Genomic DNA, 16896 nt, shown 5'->3' on the forward strand with positions numbered 1-16896 from the left:
GATCCGCACCCGGCTGCGGGTCGCCCCCGGTGCGGCGTGCGCCCTCGCGCTGCTGGTGGCGCTGACCGCGGGTCTGGCCGCCGCGTTCCCCCGGGCGGTCGACCGGTACGAGGACGCGGGCCTGCGCCACTCCTTCGAGCAGGCCCACCCCGACCGGACCACGGTGCAGCTGTACGCCCCCCTGCCCGACTACGGCCTCTCCCCGGAGCAGGCGGCGGACGCCCTGCGCCCCGGCACGCTGGCCGAGCAGTACACGAAGATCCGCACCACCGTCCGACGGCCGCTCGTCACCGACCCCGCCCAGTCGACGTACGGCGTCGGCACCACCATCCCGCTGGCGGTCCTCGACCCTTGGCTGCCGCAGCCGAACGGCCTGCCCGCCCGTCTGGTGTTCGCCGCCCAGCACGGCCTCGCCGGCCACGCCGGGCTGCGCACCGGCCGCCTGCCGCGCGCCCCTGCCGCAGCCGTGACCGCCGCCACGACGGAGGTGGAGGCCGCGGTCACCGCCGAGACCGCCACGACCCTGCACATCAAGGTGGGTTCGGTCATCCACGTCCCCAGTCCCGGCCGTGCCCCGCTCACCGTCCGCGTCACCGGCATCGTCAGCCCGCGCACCCCCGACGGTGCCTACTGGGCGACGCAGCCCCTGCTGCGCGCACCCGCCCTGGCGCGCGTGCCCGGCGGCGGTCCGGACGACGCGTACTGGCTCGGCGCCCTGCTGCTCGCCCCCGAGGCCGCCCCCGCCCTCCTCGGCATCCCCGCCCAGGCCCGCCCCTACTGGCAGCTGGCCCCCGACCCGGCCGCCCTGCACAGCCGCGACCTGAACGCCCTGAAGCAGGCGCTCGCCACCCTGGAGTCGGGCCCCGGTCTGCAGAAGGTACGCGGCTTCACCAACCCGCTCGCGGACGTCAGCACCGGACTCGACGACGTACTGGCCTCGTACACCCGGCTGCGCACGGGCGTCGCCCCGCTCGTCTCCGTCGCCGCGTTCGGCACCGGTACGGTCGCCGTCGTCGTCCTCGTACTGGCGGGCGGCCTCGCCGCCGACCGCCGCCGCGCCGAACTCGCCCTGCTGCGCGCCCGCGGCGTCTCCCTGCCCGGTCTCACGGCCCGGCTGCTCGGGGAGACGGCGGTCGTGGCGCTGCCCGCCGGTGCCCTCGGCCTCACCGCCGCGCTGCTCCTGTTCCCCGGTGGCCGTGACACGCCCGCCCTCGCCGCCGCCCTCACGGTCACGGCCGTCGCCTGCGCCGCCCTGCCCGTACGCGCGGCGGCCGCCCACCGGTCGGCGCACCTCCCCGACGGCCGCCAGGACGTGGCATCCGTACGACCGTCCCGGCGCCGTACGGTCACGGAACTCACCCTGCCGGCGCTGGCGTCGGGAGCGGTGGAGACGCTGCGCAGACAGGGGACGTCGGGCGGTGCCGGCTCCTCCGGTGGCCAACTGATGTCATCGGCGCCGGTGTTGGTGGGCGTGGTCGCCGCGCTGCTGCTGGTCCGCCTCTACCCGGTCCCGCTGCGTCGGCTGGCCCGTCCTGCCGGTCGGCTGCGCGGCGCGGTGGGCCATCTGTCGCTGGCCCGCGCGGGCCGCACGTCCGTCTCCGCCGCCCTGCCTCTGCTGGCCCTGCTGACGGCCCTGACCACCGCCGCCTTCGGCGGCTCCGTCCTGGCGGGCGTGCACGACGCCCGTGACCGGGCGGCGCTCCTCGCCGTGGGCGCCGACGCCCGCATCGAGTCGACGACCGGCCCGCTCGCGTCCGAACTGCCCGACCGCGTCCGCCACGCCTCCGGCGTACACGGGCTCGCCGAGGTGAGCATCGACTACACGGCCGATCCGGAGGACGGCCGGCAGCCGGTACCACTGGCGGGCGTGGACCCGGAGTCGTACGCGGCACTGGCGGGACGGGCCGGGTACGGGGCCTTCGGGGAGGGGGAGTTGAGGCGCGGGGGTGGGAACGGGAGGGAGAGCGGGGCCGGGGCGGGAAACGGGTCTGGGGCCGGGACCGGGAGTGGGGCCGGGGCGGGGAACGGGACCGGGAGTGGGACCGAGGCCGAGGCCGGGACTGAGGTCGGAGCCGGAGCCGGGGATTTCGCTGCCCCCCTCCCCGCGCTGGCCTCCCCCACCGTCGCCGAGACGTACGGCACCGACCCGTTCCCGGTGCGCCTGGCGGACGGCACGACCGTCACCGTCCGGATCGCCCTCACCCGGGACCGGACCCCGGCGGTGGCCGGCACCGAGTTCCTGGTCGTGGACCGCGCCGGGCTCGGCCGGGCCGCGGCCCGGCCGACCGCACTATTCGTGACGGGCGGCCGTCTGGACGGTCAGGCCCTGCGCAAGGCGGCGGGGGCCGCCACATCCGTACGACTACGGTCCGAGGAACGCGCACGCTACGTCGACTCGCCACTCCAGTCCGGTGCCGAGCGCGTCTACACCGCCGCGGTGGCGGCCGGCGCCGGCTACGCCACCCTCGCCCTCCTCCTGACCCTCCTGCGCGCCGCCCCCGAACGCGCCGCCCTCCTCGCCCGTCTGCGCACCATGGGCCTGACCCGGAGCCAGGGCCGCCGCCTGCTGATCCTGGAGTCCCTTCCCCAGGCCGCCCTGGCCGCGGCGGGCGGCACACTGACGGGCTGGGCGACCGTACGACTCCTGTCACCCGGCATCGACCTGACGACCATCGCGCTGGCGACGGCCCAGTCCCCGGCCGGATCACCCGAGTTGCGAACGGACCCGCTGTCCCTGGCCGTACCGGCGCTGTCGGTGCTGGTGGCAACGGTGGGGATTGCGGCGGGTCAGGCCTGGTGGACGGGGCGGCGGGGTTCGATCACGGAGTTGAGAGCGGGGGATTCACGATGAGCCGAGGGCAAGGGCGAGGGCGAGGGCGAGGCTGTGACCGTGGCCGGCGTCGCGGTCGCGGCCACGACCGCGATCAGTCGTGCGGCTGGAGCACCAGCCCACCCAGCGCCCCGAGCAGCAGTCCAGGAGACCCCCGATGACAACGGACCCCACCCTCACCGACCTGGCCAACCGGGCCACCGCCGCCCGCAACACCCCCGCCTACGGCCACGACGCCCTGATCACCTGCGATCGCCTGGTCCGCATCTTCTCCGCCGACGGAGTCGAGGTCCAGGCCCTCCAGGGCCTCGACCTCCTCGTCCGCGAGGGCGAGCTCATGGCCCTCGTCGGCGCCTCCGGCAGCGGCAAGTCCACGCTCATGAACATCCTCGCCGGCCTGGACACCCCCACCGCCGGCGCAGCCCGCGTCGCCGGCCACGACCTCCTCACGATGACCGCGAAGGACCGCCTCACCTACCGCCGCCAGATCGTCGGCTTCGTCTGGCAGCAGACCGCGCGCAATCTGCTCCCCTACCTCACCGCCGCCCAGAACGTCGCCCTCCCGATGCAGCTGTCCGGCGCCCGCCGAAACCGTCGCGCCCAGTCCGAACGCGCCCTGGAGCTCCTGGAGTTGCTGGACGTCGCCGACTGCCGCGACCGCCGCCCGCAGCAGATGTCCGGAGGCCAGCAGCAGCGTGTCGCCATCGCGGTCGCCCTCGCCAACGCCCCGGCGGTCCTGCTCGCCGACGAACCCACGGGCGAGCTCGACTCCCACACCGCGGAACAGATCTTCGCCGCCTTCCGCACCGCGAACGAGTCCCTGGGCACCACCATCGTGATCGTCACCCACGACCAGGCGGTCGCCGACGAGGTCCGCCGCACGGTCGCCATCCGCGACGGCCGCACCTCCACGGAGGTCCTGCGCCGCAGCGAGGTCGACGAGACCACCGGTCACGAAACGGTGGTCGCCCGCGAGTACGCCATGCTCGACCGCGCGGGCCGTCTCCAGCTCCCCGCCGACTACACCCGGGCCCTCGGCATGCGCGACCGCGTGGCCCTGGAACTGGAGCCGGACCACATCGCCGTACGGCCGGACGACAGCGAACCGCGCTGACCACCCATCGATCACTTCGCGTGATCAACCCGGAACGCGACACAGGTGTTGCCGAGCCCTCACCTCGCTGTCACGGTTACCGGCCCAGAGACATCAGATGCCTGACGTCGGACATCTGAGCCGATGGGCACGGCCGCCGAACCCGGGAACGGTCAGCGAACGCTGAAGCCCAGCGCCCCAAGTCCCGCCCTGCGTACGGCGATCGATCCGTACGGCGTGCGCAGCCTGAGCCACGCGCCCGACGAGAACAGCCCCAGCGGCGCCTCGTCCGGCGCCTGCGTGCTGCCGGACGGGGCCGGCGGCAGGAAGCCCAGCGACTGCGCCGCGTGCACGACGCGCACCGGAAGCCGGGTGTCCCCCACCGTCCGGGACCAGATCTCCCGCCCGATCCGGTCGAGTTCGGCGCGCGTACGCCGCTCGTCCGGCAACTCTCCCGTACGGGATCGGAATTCCACGACGGCGGCGGCGACCAGCGCGCGCAGGGTGTCCGGCGCCGGCAACCCCGGCTCGGCCTGCCACCCACCCCGCGGCGGCAGCACCCCGGCCCACGGCGGCCCGGTCACCGCGGCGGGCACGACGGCCGTGGCCGCCACCTCGTCCACCGTCTCCAGGAGTTCACCGGCGGACACGGTCACGTCGAGCGTGACATCGAGCCCGTCCTCGTACGGCTTGGCCAGCCGCACCGCGCGGATCGCCAGCACCTCGAAGGACGGGGGACGCCCGAACACGGCGAGTGCGGTCCCGGCCGCCTGGAGGCGCACCGCTGCTCCACGGTCGTAGTGGAGCAGCCTGGAGAGGAAGGCCGCGAGGTCCGCCGCCTCCCCCTCGTCGGCGAGGTGGAGCACCGTCATGCGGCGACGGCCTCCCCCTCGTCGGCGTTCTCGTGGTCGTCCATGTACTCCTGGAGGAACTCCCGCTCCTCCGCGGTGATCCGGCGGGGCCGCTGCTTCTCGAAGTCGAACGGCACGATCACCGTCGAGGCCCGGACGTAGACCTGGTCCGGGTCCTTGACCTCGTAGGTGATCGTGAAGGACGCCGCCCTTATCTGCGTGACCCACAGCTCGATGTCCACCGGCGCGTGCCGGTGGACGAGCTGCCGCTTGTAGTCGATCTCGTGGCGCGCCACCACCGACCCCTGCTGGAAGTCCTTGTCCGGACGGAAGAGGAAGTCGATACGGGCTTCCTCCAGGTAGCGGAGGAAGACGACGTTGTTGACGTGGCCGTACGCGTCCATGTCCGCCCAGCGCAGCGGGCAGCGGTAGATGTGCCGCAAGTTCGATCAGCCCCGGGTCAGCTTCTTGTAGGTGGCACGGTGCGGACGGGCGGCGTCCGCCCCGAGTCGCTCGATCTTGTTCTTCTCGTACGACTCGAAGTTGCCCTCGAACCAGAACCACTTGGATTCACCCTCGTAGGCGAGGATGTGCGTGGCGACCCGGTCGAGGAACCACCGGTCGTGGGAGACGACGACGGCACAGCCGGGGAACTCCAGCAGCGCGTTCTCCAGCGACGAGAGCGTCTCGACGTCGAGGTCGTTGGTCGGCTCGTCGAGGAGCAGCAGGTTGCCGCCCTGCTTGAGGGTGAGCGCGAGGTTGAGGCGGTTGCGCTCACCGCCGGAGAGGATCCCGGCCGGCTTCTGCTGGTCCGGGCCCTTGAAGCCGAAAGCGGAGACGTACGCCCGCGAGGGCATCTCGACCTGGCCGACGTTGATGTAGTCGAGTTCGTCCGAGACCACGGCCCACAGGGTCTTCTTCGGGTCGATGTTCTCTCGGCTCTGGTCGACGTAGGAGATCTTGACGGTCTCGCCGACCTTGATCGAACCGGAGTCCGGGTCCTCGAGGCCCTGGATCATCTTGAAGAGCGTGGTCTTGCCGGCACCGTTCGGCCCGATGACACCCACGATGCCGTTGCGCGGCAGGGTGAAGCTCAGGTCCTCGATGAGGACCTTGTCGCCGAAGGCCTTGTTGAGGCCGTTGACCTCGACGACGATGCTGCCCAGACGCGGGCCCGGCGGGATCTGGATCTCCTCGAAGTCCAGCTTCCGCATCTTGTCGGCCTCGGCGGCCATCTCCTCGTAGCGCGCCAGACGCGCCTTGGACTTGGCCTGACGCCCCTTGGCGTTGGACCGCACCCACTCGAGCTCTTCCTTGAGCCGCTTCTGCCGCTTGGCGTCCTTCTGGCCCTCGACCTTCAGACGGGAGGCCTTGGTCTCCAGGTACTTGGAGTAGTTGCCCTCGTAGCCGTGGAGACGGCCACGGTCGACCTCGCAGATCCACTCGGCGACGTTGTCGAGGAAGTACCGGTCGTGGGTGATGGCCACGACGGTGCCCGCGTACTTGGCGAGGTGCTGCTCCAGCCAGTTCACGGACTCGGCGTCGAGGTGGTTGGTGGGCTCGTCGAGGAGCAGCAGGTCGGGCGCTTCGAGCAGGAGCTTGCACAGCGCGACGCGACGCTTCTCACCACCGGAGAGGTTGTTGACCGGCCAGTCGCCGGGCGGGCAGCCCAGGGCGTCCATGGCCTGCTCCAGCTGGGCGTCGAGGTCCCACGCGTTGGCGTGGTCGAGGTCCTCCTGGAGCTTGCCCATCTCCTCGAGCAGCGCGTCCGAGTAGTCGGTCGCCATCTGCTCGGCGATCTCGTTGAACCGGTCGAGCTTGCCCTTGATCTCGGCGACACCCTCCTGGACGTTCTCCAGGACCGTCTTCTCCTCGTTCAGAGGGGGCTCCTGCAGCAGGATGCCGACGGTGTAGCCGGGCGAGAGGAACGCCTCACCGTTCGACGGCTGCTCGAGACCCGCCATGATCTTCAGGACGGTCGACTTGCCGGCCCCGTTCGGACCGACAACACCGATCTTCGCGCCGGGCAGGAAACTCAGCGTGACGTCGTCAAGGATGACCTTGTCGCCGTGCGCCTTGCGCGTCTTGCGCATGGTGTAAATGAACTCAGCCAAGAGAAACCGTCCGGCAGCTTGAAATCTGGCAGTGGGCAGATACACCCCATCTTGCCTGACCGCCACCCCTCGGGGGAAACGCGTCCGGCCGCCGCGCCCTGACCTGGGCTTCCCTCCTGACGTGCCGCTCCTGTCACCGCCGGTCATCGACGATCAGCCTCGGGCACCCTCGCACAGGACGAGCCCGGCACGGAAAAGCGCGGCCGGCACGACCGAGGCTTGCTCCTGGCCCGGCCGGGGCGTGACCGCGGGCTGCTGCATTGGCAGCACGGGGGTCACCGGGTCGAGGGAATGCGCTGCCGACCGGCGTGCCGAGCATTCCGGATAAATGTGATTATCGCACCACGGTGACATGGCGACTCCGTGCCGTCACCGCATCCGGTAGGAGGACCGATCGATGAACCTCACCCTGAAGCGCCTGCTCGGCGTCACCGCGGCGGTGGCCACGGGCGCCACGGCGCTGCTCGGCACCGGCGCCGGCACCGCCGACGCCGCAGGCAGAGCACACTGCGACCGCGCCGAACGGGCCATTTGGATAGGGGACCCCAGCCGCAACATGACCGCCCACCGCTGCAGCCTGCCGGACAACAAGCGCCGCTGGTACACCGTCGAGATCGACACCCTCGTAGAGCCCCATTACAAAACGGAGTACCTGAACGAACGCCCCGACCGGACGGAGACGCTCCACAACAGAACCATCAGGTGCCTGGGCTACACGTCCGAGAACAGCACAGTGAACTGGTTCGGCTGTGTACCCCGCTGACACACCCGCCGAGGGCTCCCGAGCCGACGCCCCTGCCGCTCAGCCTGGTCGGGCGGCCCGACAGCCCAGGGCGGCCCAAGCCGCCTGACAGGGCCCCTCATCGGTGCGAAAACCGCTGGTGAGGGGCCTTTTCATGCCCTCTCACGGTGGGTACACCCCGTCTTGCCTGACCGCTACCTCTGGGAGAAAGCCGCACCCATGCCTGGCACGGACGCTTGCGCGTCCTTGGGCAGGAAGGTCTCGTTCTCTCCGAAGTCCGGGGCCTGGAAGGGGTTCGTCGTCGGAGGAGGCGATGCTGCGGTGGCGCAGGGGCGCGCCCCTTCCGGAGCGGAGAACAGCGAGGTCAGGTCGATGAGAGGTCTCCCATTCGTCAAAAGGCCAGGGCCATGCTGGGACCTGGCGTGCCGTGACCGGGCACAGCGGTGCTACAGCTTGCTCATCTTGGAGTACGGGCTCAAGATCCGCTGTTGCGCGGAACCGAAATCCACGAGCACCGCGATCCCGTCCTCGATGCCGATCACCCGGCCGAGGCCGTACATGTCGTGTGTGACCTGGTCGCCCACGGCGAACTGCTTGGGAGGCGGCGCGACCGGGACCTTGAAGGGGCTGGAAGGCAAATGGCGCTTTGGTGCAGCTGGCTTTGTCATTGCCACCAGTATGCGCCTGCGTGTGTCCGTTCGCTGCGGCCGTCCACGTCCGCTGTTCGGCGCAGGGTCCGTTTCAGTCCCGCGTCGGCGTCTGCTTTCTGCCCGTGAGGAGCAGGGCCGCGCCGCCGATGACGACCAGGCCGATGGCCACTCCGGCGATCAGCGGGGTCGCGCTGGAGCCGCCGGTCTCGGCGAGGTTCGTGCCGGTGGAGGTGCCGCCGACCGTGGCGGGGCTCGGCTCGCTGAGGGTCTGGGTGGCGGTGCCGCCTGCGCTGCCCTGGGTCTTGCAGTCGAGGACACCGGTGAATCGCTTCTCGAAGCCGGCCGGGCCGGTGATCGTGAAGTCGTAGGCCTGGTCCTCCTGGAACGGGATCGTCACCGTCCGCGACGCTCCGGCCGCGATGCTGTGCTCGATGCCCATCAGTTCGAAGGTGAACGCCTCGTCGCCCTCGTTGGCCGCGGTGATGTCCACCCCGCCCTTGGCGCAGTTCTTCACGGCCGACAGCGCCGGTACGGCGCCCTGCGCCGCCCAGGCCGCGCTCGCCGTCGCCGAGACAGTCGACTCGCTGGAACCGGCCAGGATCTGCGTCTGGCTCCTGCTCTCGGAGGTGAAGGCGCGGCCGACCGGGACGGTGGTCGAGGCCTGCACGGTCAGTTCGGCCGTGCCGTCCGTGGCGTCGTCGGGCACGTCGAAGTACAGCTGGCTGCCGTCCCGCGCGGCCGTGACGGCCCTGCCGTCCTTGCCGACGATCCGCACCCCGCTCATGGCGGCGTCCGCCGGCGGGGTCACCGTCACACTGCCCGCATCGGTGTGCACCGTCACCGGGCCGAGCAGCCCGCCGGGGCGACCGGAGACCGCGGACGGGGCGAGGGTCAGCGACGCCTTGGGCTCCGGGACGCTGCGGGCGGTCTTCTGGAGGTAGTCGGCGAGCTTCTCGGCCTGCGGGTCGACGGCGTCGACGTCGGCGGCGTCCGAGTAGCGCCAGATGGCCACCTGGGTGCCGGCCGCCGCGTCCTGCTCGGTGAGGCCGCCGTTGATACCGGCCTCCTCGGCGAGCGCCGCCAGGTCGTTGACCTGCGGGTAGGAGTTCTGCAGGATCCAGCGGATCCGGCCGGCGTCCTTGTTGGCGCCCAGGGACGTGCCGCTCCACGGCGTCTCGTGGTACTTGGCGTCCCGCTGCGTGGGGTTGTGGAGGTCGACGCAGTACGTCTGCAGGGTGCCGCCGCCCTCGACGGACATCTCGAACAGGCCCGCCGACACCTGCTGGTCCCCGCCGTCGCCGTGGATCACGGCGGCGCCGTACGTCTTCAGACCGCCGATGGTGGCGATCGCCCCGCCCTGGTTCTGCGACGTCTCGCCGGCGGCGGCGGGGCCGGCGGCGGCCACCGCACCGGCGGCGACGACCCCGGAGACCAGTACCGCGGCGGCGAGACGGGCCGCCCCTCGCCTGCACAGGGACAGCGCGGAGAACGAAGAAAACACGGAATTCCCCTTCGAGCAGGACCGGTTGACGTGGGGTTACCGATCCCACCAGCAGAATCAGGAGCCTCGAGAGCTCTGCCCGGCATCCTAAAGACGCGGCGCACCGCCTTTCCCCGTCACATCGTCGGACAAGCAATCCGACTCGGAATCGTTATCGCCGAGACCGCCCCTGAGCAGGGCTTATCGACAAATCCACCGGGCCGTTCAGGGCGGGACTCGGATGTATTCATCGATAAGCCGTAGTTCGGTCAGCTCGGGGTGTTGTCTGACATCACGTCACCGCTGCGGGTTCCGGACGCTGTTGGGCGGTCGTCGCCCCGGACCCCTCGGTCGGCGTCTCCCAACTGGGTTCCGGTTGCGGGGGTGTGGCGTCCGTCCCGGTCTCCGGCCTGCCCGTACGTCGGAAGGCGGAGGTGCCCCGCGTGAGATCGTGGCCGATCGCCACCGCGTCGATGTCCGCCGACGTCCAGCTCTGCCCCTCGCGCGCTTCGGTGCGCACCTTCAGCCTGCCCTGCACGATCACGGGCTCACCCACCGACAGCGAGGCCGCCGCGTTCGTGGCGAGCTGGCGATTGGCCCACACCGTGAAGAAGTTGGTGTGCCCGTCGGTCCAGGCGTTCTTCTCCCGGTCCCAGTAACGCGAGGTCACCGCGAGCCGGAACCGCGCGGAAGGCCCCGTCGCCAGCTCCCGGTACACCGGCCGCGTGGCCACGTTGCCCACTGTGCACACGATCGTCTCGTTCATGGCGAACCCCTCCCTGCCCCGGGAGCTCACGCCCCGGGCGGACACACGTACGGGCCCGTCCCGTACGGCTGCGTCTGCCGCGCCGGCCGCGATCGCTCGCGCACCGCCGCTGCCATGACGACCGCGTCCGTCGCGATCGCCGCGAAGCCAGACTGCCTCCGCCGGGACGAGCCCGCTGAGCCCTGTGGATCACCGCCCGCCTGTGGAAAACTCGATCGCTCGACCGGGTGACCCGCCTCCTCCCCACGTTGTGGATCGTCCCTGGTCGCGGATGACGCTGCCGTCGTCGATCGCCATGCCATCGTGGATCGCCATGCCGCCGTGGATGGCACTGTCGTCGTGGATCGCCATGCCATCGTGGATGGCACTGCCGCCGTGGGTCCCCGCCCCCGTGACGGATCCCCTGCCGCCATGGGTCCCCGCCCCCTGACGGATCCTCTGCCGCCGTGGACCACTCTGTCGCCGCCAGACCCTCTCCCTCACCGATTCCCTGCCAACCCGGGCCCACCTGCCGCACCGATCCCCTGCCGACCCGAACCCACCTGCCCTGCGGAACCCCGCGCCGCCCCGAACCCACCTGCCCCACGGATCCCCGCACCGCCACGTCCCCCGCGCAATATCGCCCCCGGACTCACCGGGCCACAGCCCCCGCCCCCGTGACCCGGCCGTACTGCTCCCGCACCTCCCGGTACCGCAGCAGCTCCGCGGCCACCGGATCCAGCACCCGGGCCCGCCCGCAGCCCGTGGCCGCCTCCCGCAATCGCCGCTCCGCCTCCTGCCCGTACCGTTTCGCCGGTCCGCGCGCCGCCATCCGGCAGCTCCACTCGACGAGCGGGCCACCGACGATGCCGGCCACCATCAGCAGCACGGCCACGCCCAGGTTCGGCGCCATGACACCGACGATCTGCCCCACCAACCACAGTCCGCCGACGATCTGAAGAAGCGTCATGGCTGCCTGCGTCAGCACGGCCGCCGGCCACCAGCCCGGCCGCGGTGGCCGCCCGGGAGGCAGTCCGGCCCGCGCCGCCAGCTCGTCCAACGCCTCGGGCAGCCCTTGGGAGCCCCGTACGGAGGCCTCGCGCACCGCCTGCGCCCACGGCGCGGGCAGCCCGGCCGACGCCCGTTCGGAGACCTTCCGCACCGCCTGTTCGACGCGCTGCCGCGCCGTGGCCTCCTCGTCCGCCTGCGCCCGCAACGACTGGCGCCCCGTGGAGGGATCGGTCCTGGCCTGGCACCACCGCCACAGCCGTAGCCAGGGCGTCCCGCACGCGCGGTTGGCGTTGCGCAGCCAGGCGCGTTCGGCCGCCTGGCCCGCCGCCGTGGCGCCCACCGCGTCCGCCAGCCGGGCGGCGAACTCGTCCCGGGCCTCCTCGGTGAGGCCGCTACGCCGTCCGGCCGCGTACACCGGTCGCAGCCGGGCCGCGGCCGCGTCGATATCGGCCGAGATCCGGCGGGCCGCCGCCCCGCGCTCCGCCACGAACTGGCCGAGCAACTCGCGCAGTTCGCCGACCCCGTCCCCGGTCAACGCGGACAGCGCGAGCACGGTCGCGCCCGGGTCGCCGTACTCCCCGAGGGCGATCCCGTCCTCGTCGAGAAGCCGCCGCAGATCGTCGAGGACCAGGTCGGCCGCCTCTCCGGGCAGCCGGTCGACCTGGTTGAGGACGACGAACATGACCTCCGCGTGACCCGCCATGGGCCGCAGATAGCGCTCGTGGAGGACGGCGTCGGCGTACTTCTCGGGATCGACCACCCAGATGACCGCGTCGACGAGTGCCAGGACGCGGTCCACCTGCTCACGGTGCTGCACGGCCGCCGAGTCGTGGTCGGGAAGGTCGACCAGGACGAGGCCGTGCAGCTGCGCTTCCGCCTCCGCGCTCTGCACCGGGCGCCGCCGCAGCCGTCCGGGAATGCCGAGCCGGTCGATGAGGCTCGCCGCACCGTCGCTCCAACTGCACACGATGGGAGCGGCGGTGGTCGGCCGCCGTACGCCCGTCTCCGAGATCGTCACCCCCGCGAGCACGTTGAACAGCTGCGACTTGCCGCTGCCGGTGGCACCCGCGATGGCGACGACCGTGTGCTGCCCGGACAGCTTGCGCCGCGCCGCCGCCTCGTCCAGGACCCGGCCCGCCTCGGCGAGCGTCCTGCTGTCGAGTCGGGTGCGGGAGAGCCCCACGAGCTCCCGCAGCGCGTCGAGCCGCGACCGCAGCGGCCCGTCGTACGCGAGCGGGGCGGCGGTCTGCGGCCCGGACACCCGGTTCTCGACGACCACAGCGGCAGCGGCGGCCGACTCAGCGGCACTCTCCCCGGTCACCCGCCTCGCGATCAGTCCGTCGTCCCAGGCTCCGGAGGAATCCGTACGGTCCGCAGAGCCCGCGCGATCGGCGCGATCAACACCATCCATACGGTCCGTACGCTCCGTGCGCTCCGTACGACGGGAGTCGTCATCGCCTCCCTGCACGCGCGCGTGGGCCCCGTCGTCCGCGCGCTCCTCGGAACGCTCGTCCCCTGCGGCGTCGTCTTCCTGAAGCGCTCCCTCCGGAGGGCCCTCCACGGCGCCCTCATCGGAGTCCTCCACGACGGGCCGCTCGGCAGATGGCCCGGCAGGCGGCCCAACGGAAACGCTCTCCAGAGAAAGGCCGTTTCCGCGATCGCCCTCCACAAGGGCACGGTTTTCGGCGTGGTCGCCCTCGGGGGCCGCCTCCCCACCGTGATCGGCATGTTCCGTGTGGTCCTGGTCAGTGACGGCGGTCACCGGTCACCTCTCCTTCTGCAGTACGGACAGCGCGGCGATGAGTTCGGCCTGGGGCTCCGCCTGGACGTCGAGCCCGTCGAGTGGCGCGAGGCGGCGCTCGCGCTCGGTTTGCAGCACCCGGTCCACGTACTCGGTGAGCAGACGCCCAGCACGGTCGCGCAGCCGCAGCGCGCCGTGCGCGCCGATCCGCTCCGCCAGCCCCTCGCCCGCGGATCGGGCCCTACGGCCGCCCAGCAGCGCGGTGGCGGCCAAAGCGGCGGCCACCTCGGGGTCGGGGGCGACGCTGCGTTCAAGGCCGCGTACCTCGTCCTCGGCGTACTCCTCGAGCTCCCGCCGCCAGCGCCGTACGGCCATCCCGATCCGGTGCTCGGCGCTCTCCGGCGAGGGGTCGCGTTCCGTCAGCTCCGGTGCGCCCGCGGCGGGTTCGCGCCGCCAGGCCTCGTCGATGCGTTCGTCGGCGGCGGTGACGGCGCACAGCAGGAGTGAGCCGAGGCTCTCCACGAGGGCGTCGACAAGTTCACCCGCGGTGCAGTCGAGTGGGAAGGCGCGCCACCGCTTCAGCGCGTCGCCTGCGAGTACGGCACCGCCCTGCAACCGTCCCCGTACGCGCGTGTACTCGCTGTCGTACGCCCCGTCGACGGCGGCGATGAGCCGGAGCGCGGCCGCGTGCTGCGCGGCGGCCGCGCCGGCGAGTTCCGGCATCCGCGATTTGAGGGAGTCGAGGACGCCGTAGGCCGTACGGGCCATGACGTCCTGCCGGGCGGCGGGATCCTGGGTGTGCTGGATCAGCCAGGTCCGCAGGGATGCCACGGCGGTGGCCGGAAGCAGTCCCCCGCCCCAGGCCGACTCGGGCAGTTCGGGCACGGTGAAACGGGGTACGTCGCCGAGCCCGGCCTTGGTGAGCAGGGCGCCGTACTGCCGCGACACCTCGGAGACGACCTGGTGGGGTACCCGGTCGAGCACGGTCACGAGCGTGGCCCGGTACTCCTTGGCGGTGCGCAGCAGATGCCAGGGCACGGCGTCGGCGTAGCGGGCGGCCGACGTGACCATGACCCAGATGTCGGCCGCGCAGATGAGTTCCGCGGCGAGGACGCGGTTGTCGGCCACGAGGGAGTCGATGTCGGGCGCGTCCAGGAGGGCGAGGCCGTGCGGCAAGGTGTCCGCGGTCTCGATGCGCAGGATGCGCTTGCCGTCCTCCCCGGGCAGCAGCAGATCGTCTCCGGGCTCCCGATGGGGCACCCACACGCGCGTGAGGTCGGGCAGGACGCGCATGCCACTGAACCAGTGATGGTCCTCCGGATGGCAGACCAGCACCGGAGTCCGTGTCGTCGGCCGCAACACCCCCGCCTCGCTGACCCGGCGCCCCACGAGTGAGTTGACGAGGGTCGACTTCCCGGCTCCGGTGGATCCCCCGATGACGGCCAGCAAGGGCGCTTCGGGCTCCCTCAACCGGGGCACCAGGTAGTCGTCGAGCTGGGCGAGCAGTTCGTCGCGGTTGGCACGCGCGCGCGGGGCCCCCGCCAGGGGCAGCGGGAAGCGTGCGGCGGCGACACGGTCGCGCAGGGCGGAGAGTGCGTCGATCAGCTGAGGCCGTACGTCCAAGGTCACCACATGCGAAGAATGCCCAATTTTAGGGGATTTCTGAAGCATATAGGCATGTCTGCGCGCCGATAGAACACAAGGGACGGAAGGTGCGACTGGGACATGGGCACAGCCCAGGCATAACGAGTGCACAACACCCGAGGCGTGAGGCCCCAAAAGCGATGCAGGATTCGTACCTGCCTGCGATTATCAGGACCGCTTCACTGAACCTCCACATTGAGCCACGGAGGCGAAGCAACAGGGACAAGGAGCTGGGAGCCCTATTCTTGTCTCCGGCAACGTCAGGGATCAGCCCACACCCGGGCACCACGAACGAGGCCACCACACCCGGCCCCCGTAGCTCAGTGGATAGAGCAGGCGCCTTCTAAGCGCTTGGCCGCAGGTTCGAGTCCTGCCGGGGGCGCCACGCCTCGCCCTCCCTCCGGGAGGGCATTCTTGCTGGTCAGAGTAGCCGCGACCACACGCGACAGAGGGCCAGGCCGACCTCTGGTGATCACGTAGACGGTCCGGGGCACGAGACAGCACACGGCCCCGGGAACGTGGCCCACCGAGGTGACAGTCGACACCCACAGCGAGCACTGCCACATCTGTCCGGCGTGGTTGTCGAACAGGACGACGTGCGCGTAGTCACACATCCGGATCGAGGGCGGCTCCGAGGGCGGGGGCGTCCGGGGTGCGGCGGATGTTCCGGTCGGGGCGGTTGCCGACCGACCGAAGGGCGACGCAGCGAGCAGGGCGAAGACGCGCCCGAAAGCAGCCGTCAGGTCTTCTCATACAAACGCACATTTAATTCGAATGATGCGGGATCGCCAGCATGGGCGAACAAAGCCTCCCTGAATTGAGGGAGGCGCAGAAATCGCATGGGGAAAGGAACACAAACATAAGTCCTGAACGCCGGACAAACACACCATCGGCCAAAATGGGCTGTCTGTTGAGAATTCGTGGATCGACTCGACGACCGCATACGCCGGCGGCGCCCCCGCGCACGTCATGCGGCACACTCCCCGCCCTCGTCCGGCTCTGCTTCAGCGACGGGGCGCCGCTGAGGAGGCCGGAAATACAGGGATGGCCGGGCCCCGGTATCGGGTCCCGGCCATTCTCCGCTGTACCGGTGGGCTTACGCGACAGGTGCGGACATGAACAAGGGCACCAGGCTGCCTCGGCTGGGCGTCAGGACTTCTTTTCACCGACGGAGATGTAGCTGCCGCAGGTGCCACTCACACAGGTCTGCGATTGCTTGCTGTCAATCTCGATGAGGTTTCCGTCCTTGTCGCGATACACGCTCTTCTGCGCGCAGCTGACATTGCCCTTGCCGTCGTCGACGCAGGAGCCGGAGCCATCATGGCCGAAAGCCTGGCCGGCACCGATCAGAGCGATGCTCCACAGGACCCCCGCTGCGGCTGCGACCTTCTTCGAATTCAGCATCTGCATACTCCTTTACGGTCGATCCCCGTGGACTGGACGACAGTGACGTTCTAGAACTTGAATCAGCACATGCCAGGGCGGGCCCCGGGCCCGGACGGTTGGGTTCGGGCACCGGGGCCTGCCCAGATCACCTGGTCAGTGACCCATCAGCCGCCGAGGGCGAAGCCGTTCGTGCAGGTGGCCGAGAGGCTCTGGTCGACAGGCTGGTTCGCCAGGATGTCCAGGATCTGGACGTTGACGCGGCTGAGGTTCAGGACGCCCGACTGGCTCTCGTTGCCGCACGAGTTGGACTGGTGGTTGTCCAGCTTGAGCGTCGGCTCGTCACCGTTGGCGTGGCTGACGCCAGCGCCGAGGAAGCCCACACTGCCGAGCATGGCCATGACGACAGCGGCCTTCTGGTACTTGCGCATTACCTCTCCGTTTCTCATGTCGACACGATCCGTGATGGATCAGTCACTGACAGTGGTTAAAGCTAGGAGAAGTACGCGGCTTTTGGTAGCCGAAACGCCGAATCGCCCAAGTTTCTTGAAAATGTGCACGGGCCCGACTTCTTCGCATGCCGCCACCGATCCGACCGACCCCGAGCCGCCG

Annotated in this window: 14 protein-coding genes, 1 tRNA gene and 1 pseudogene; 4 read left to right on the forward strand and 12 right to left on the reverse strand. The window is 70.9% G+C overall.

Annotated elements, in window-relative coordinates; translation table 11 throughout:
• The first annotated feature begins 1 nt into the window (after position 1).
• A complete protein-coding gene (locus ACFY16_RS01885) occupies positions 2–2851 on the forward strand; it encodes an FtsX-like permease family protein (RefSeq protein ID WP_390646073.1) in 2850 nt (949 codons plus the stop codon).
• Positions 2852–2987: 136 nt separating this feature from the next.
• Positions 2988–3944, forward strand: a complete 957-nt coding sequence (locus ACFY16_RS01890) for an ABC transporter ATP-binding protein (RefSeq protein WP_390645103.1) — start codon at positions 2988–2990, stop codon at positions 3942–3944.
• A gap of 152 nt (positions 3945–4096) precedes the next feature.
• Here the strand turns inward: ACFY16_RS01890 and ACFY16_RS01895 are convergent, their stop codons facing one another.
• The 3 genes from ACFY16_RS01895 to ettA are packed head-to-tail and all read right to left on the reverse strand — an operon-like array spanning position 4097 to position 6888.
• Entirely contained in the window at positions 4097–4795 is a 699-nt protein-coding gene (locus ACFY16_RS01895; RefSeq protein ID WP_390645104.1) for a hypothetical protein, read from the reverse strand.
• Entirely contained in the window at positions 4792–5217 is a 426-nt protein-coding gene (locus ACFY16_RS01900) for a thioesterase family protein (protein WP_351140063.1), read from the reverse strand. Before ACFY16_RS01900 ends, ACFY16_RS01895 begins: the two co-directional genes overlap by 4 nt.
• A 6-nt stretch (positions 5218–5223) precedes the next feature.
• Positions 5224–6888 (reverse strand): energy-dependent translational throttle protein EttA, encoded by a 1665-nt coding sequence (ettA, locus tag ACFY16_RS01905; RefSeq protein WP_390645105.1) that lies wholly within the window; start codon positions 6886–6888, stop codon positions 5224–5226.
• Between the two features lie 397 nt (positions 6889–7285).
• Between ettA and ACFY16_RS01910 the strand changes: the two genes are divergently transcribed.
• Positions 7286–7651 (forward strand): hypothetical protein, encoded by a 366-nt coding sequence (locus ACFY16_RS01910; RefSeq protein ID WP_390645106.1) that lies wholly within the window; start codon positions 7286–7288, stop codon positions 7649–7651.
• Between the two features lie 425 nt (positions 7652–8076).
• Here the strand turns inward: ACFY16_RS01910 and ACFY16_RS01915 are convergent, their stop codons facing one another.
• From ACFY16_RS01915 to ACFY16_RS01940, 6 genes are all read right to left on the reverse strand, one after another.
• Positions 8077–8298 (reverse strand): hypothetical protein, encoded by a 222-nt coding sequence (locus ACFY16_RS01915; protein WP_390645107.1) that lies wholly within the window; start codon positions 8296–8298, stop codon positions 8077–8079.
• 73 nt (positions 8299–8371) lie between these two features.
• Positions 8372–9781 (reverse strand): Cys-Gln thioester bond-forming surface protein, encoded by a 1410-nt coding sequence (locus tag ACFY16_RS01920; protein WP_390645108.1) that lies wholly within the window; start codon positions 9779–9781, stop codon positions 8372–8374.
• A gap of 271 nt (positions 9782–10052) precedes the next feature.
• Complete coding sequence (locus ACFY16_RS01925; RefSeq protein ID WP_390645109.1) at positions 10053–10526, reverse strand: single-stranded DNA-binding protein; 474 nt, start codon at positions 10524–10526, stop codon at positions 10053–10055.
• 189 nt (positions 10527–10715) lie between these two features.
• The gene (locus tag ACFY16_RS01930) at positions 10716–10877 is read right to left on the reverse strand and encodes a hypothetical protein (RefSeq protein ID WP_390645110.1); all 162 of its coding nucleotides are present in this window, start codon (positions 10875–10877) and stop codon (positions 10716–10718) included.
• A 280-nt stretch (positions 10878–11157) separates the two neighbouring features.
• Entirely contained in the window at positions 11158–12927 is a 1770-nt protein-coding gene (locus ACFY16_RS01935; RefSeq protein ID WP_390645111.1) for a GTPase, read from the reverse strand.
• A 354-nt stretch (positions 12928–13281) separates the two neighbouring features.
• Positions 13282–14889 carry a dynamin family protein gene (locus ACFY16_RS01940; protein WP_390645112.1) on the reverse strand — a complete coding sequence of 536 codons (1608 nt, stop codon included), beginning with the start codon at positions 14887–14889 and terminating at the stop codon, positions 13282–13284.
• A gap of 321 nt (positions 14890–15210) precedes the next feature.
• Here ACFY16_RS01940 and ACFY16_RS01945 point away from each other — a divergent pair.
• Positions 15211–15286: transfer RNA gene (locus tag ACFY16_RS01945), tRNA-Arg, on the forward strand.
• Between the two features lie 172 nt (positions 15287–15458).
• On the opposite strand, the pseudogene ACFY16_RS01950 reads toward ACFY16_RS01945, so the two are convergent.
• The 3 genes and pseudogenes from ACFY16_RS01950 to ACFY16_RS01960 form a co-directional block, all read right to left on the reverse strand.
• Positions 15459–15626, reverse strand: a pseudogene (locus tag ACFY16_RS01950) (replication initiation protein); the annotation flags it as partial.
• 424 nt (positions 15627–16050) lie between these two features.
• Entirely contained in the window at positions 16051–16305 is a 255-nt protein-coding gene (locus ACFY16_RS01955; RefSeq protein WP_390645113.1) for a hypothetical protein, read from the reverse strand.
• Positions 16306–16451: 146 nt separating this feature from the next.
• Positions 16452–16715 (reverse strand): hypothetical protein, encoded by a 264-nt coding sequence (locus tag ACFY16_RS01960; protein ID WP_390645114.1) that lies wholly within the window; start codon positions 16713–16715, stop codon positions 16452–16454.
• Between the last annotated feature and the right edge of the window lie 181 nt (positions 16716–16896).

The sequence above is a fragment of the Streptomyces sp. NPDC001315 genome, assembly GCF_042896175.1.
GTDB lineage: Bacteria > Actinomycetota > Actinomycetes > Streptomycetales > Streptomycetaceae > Streptomyces.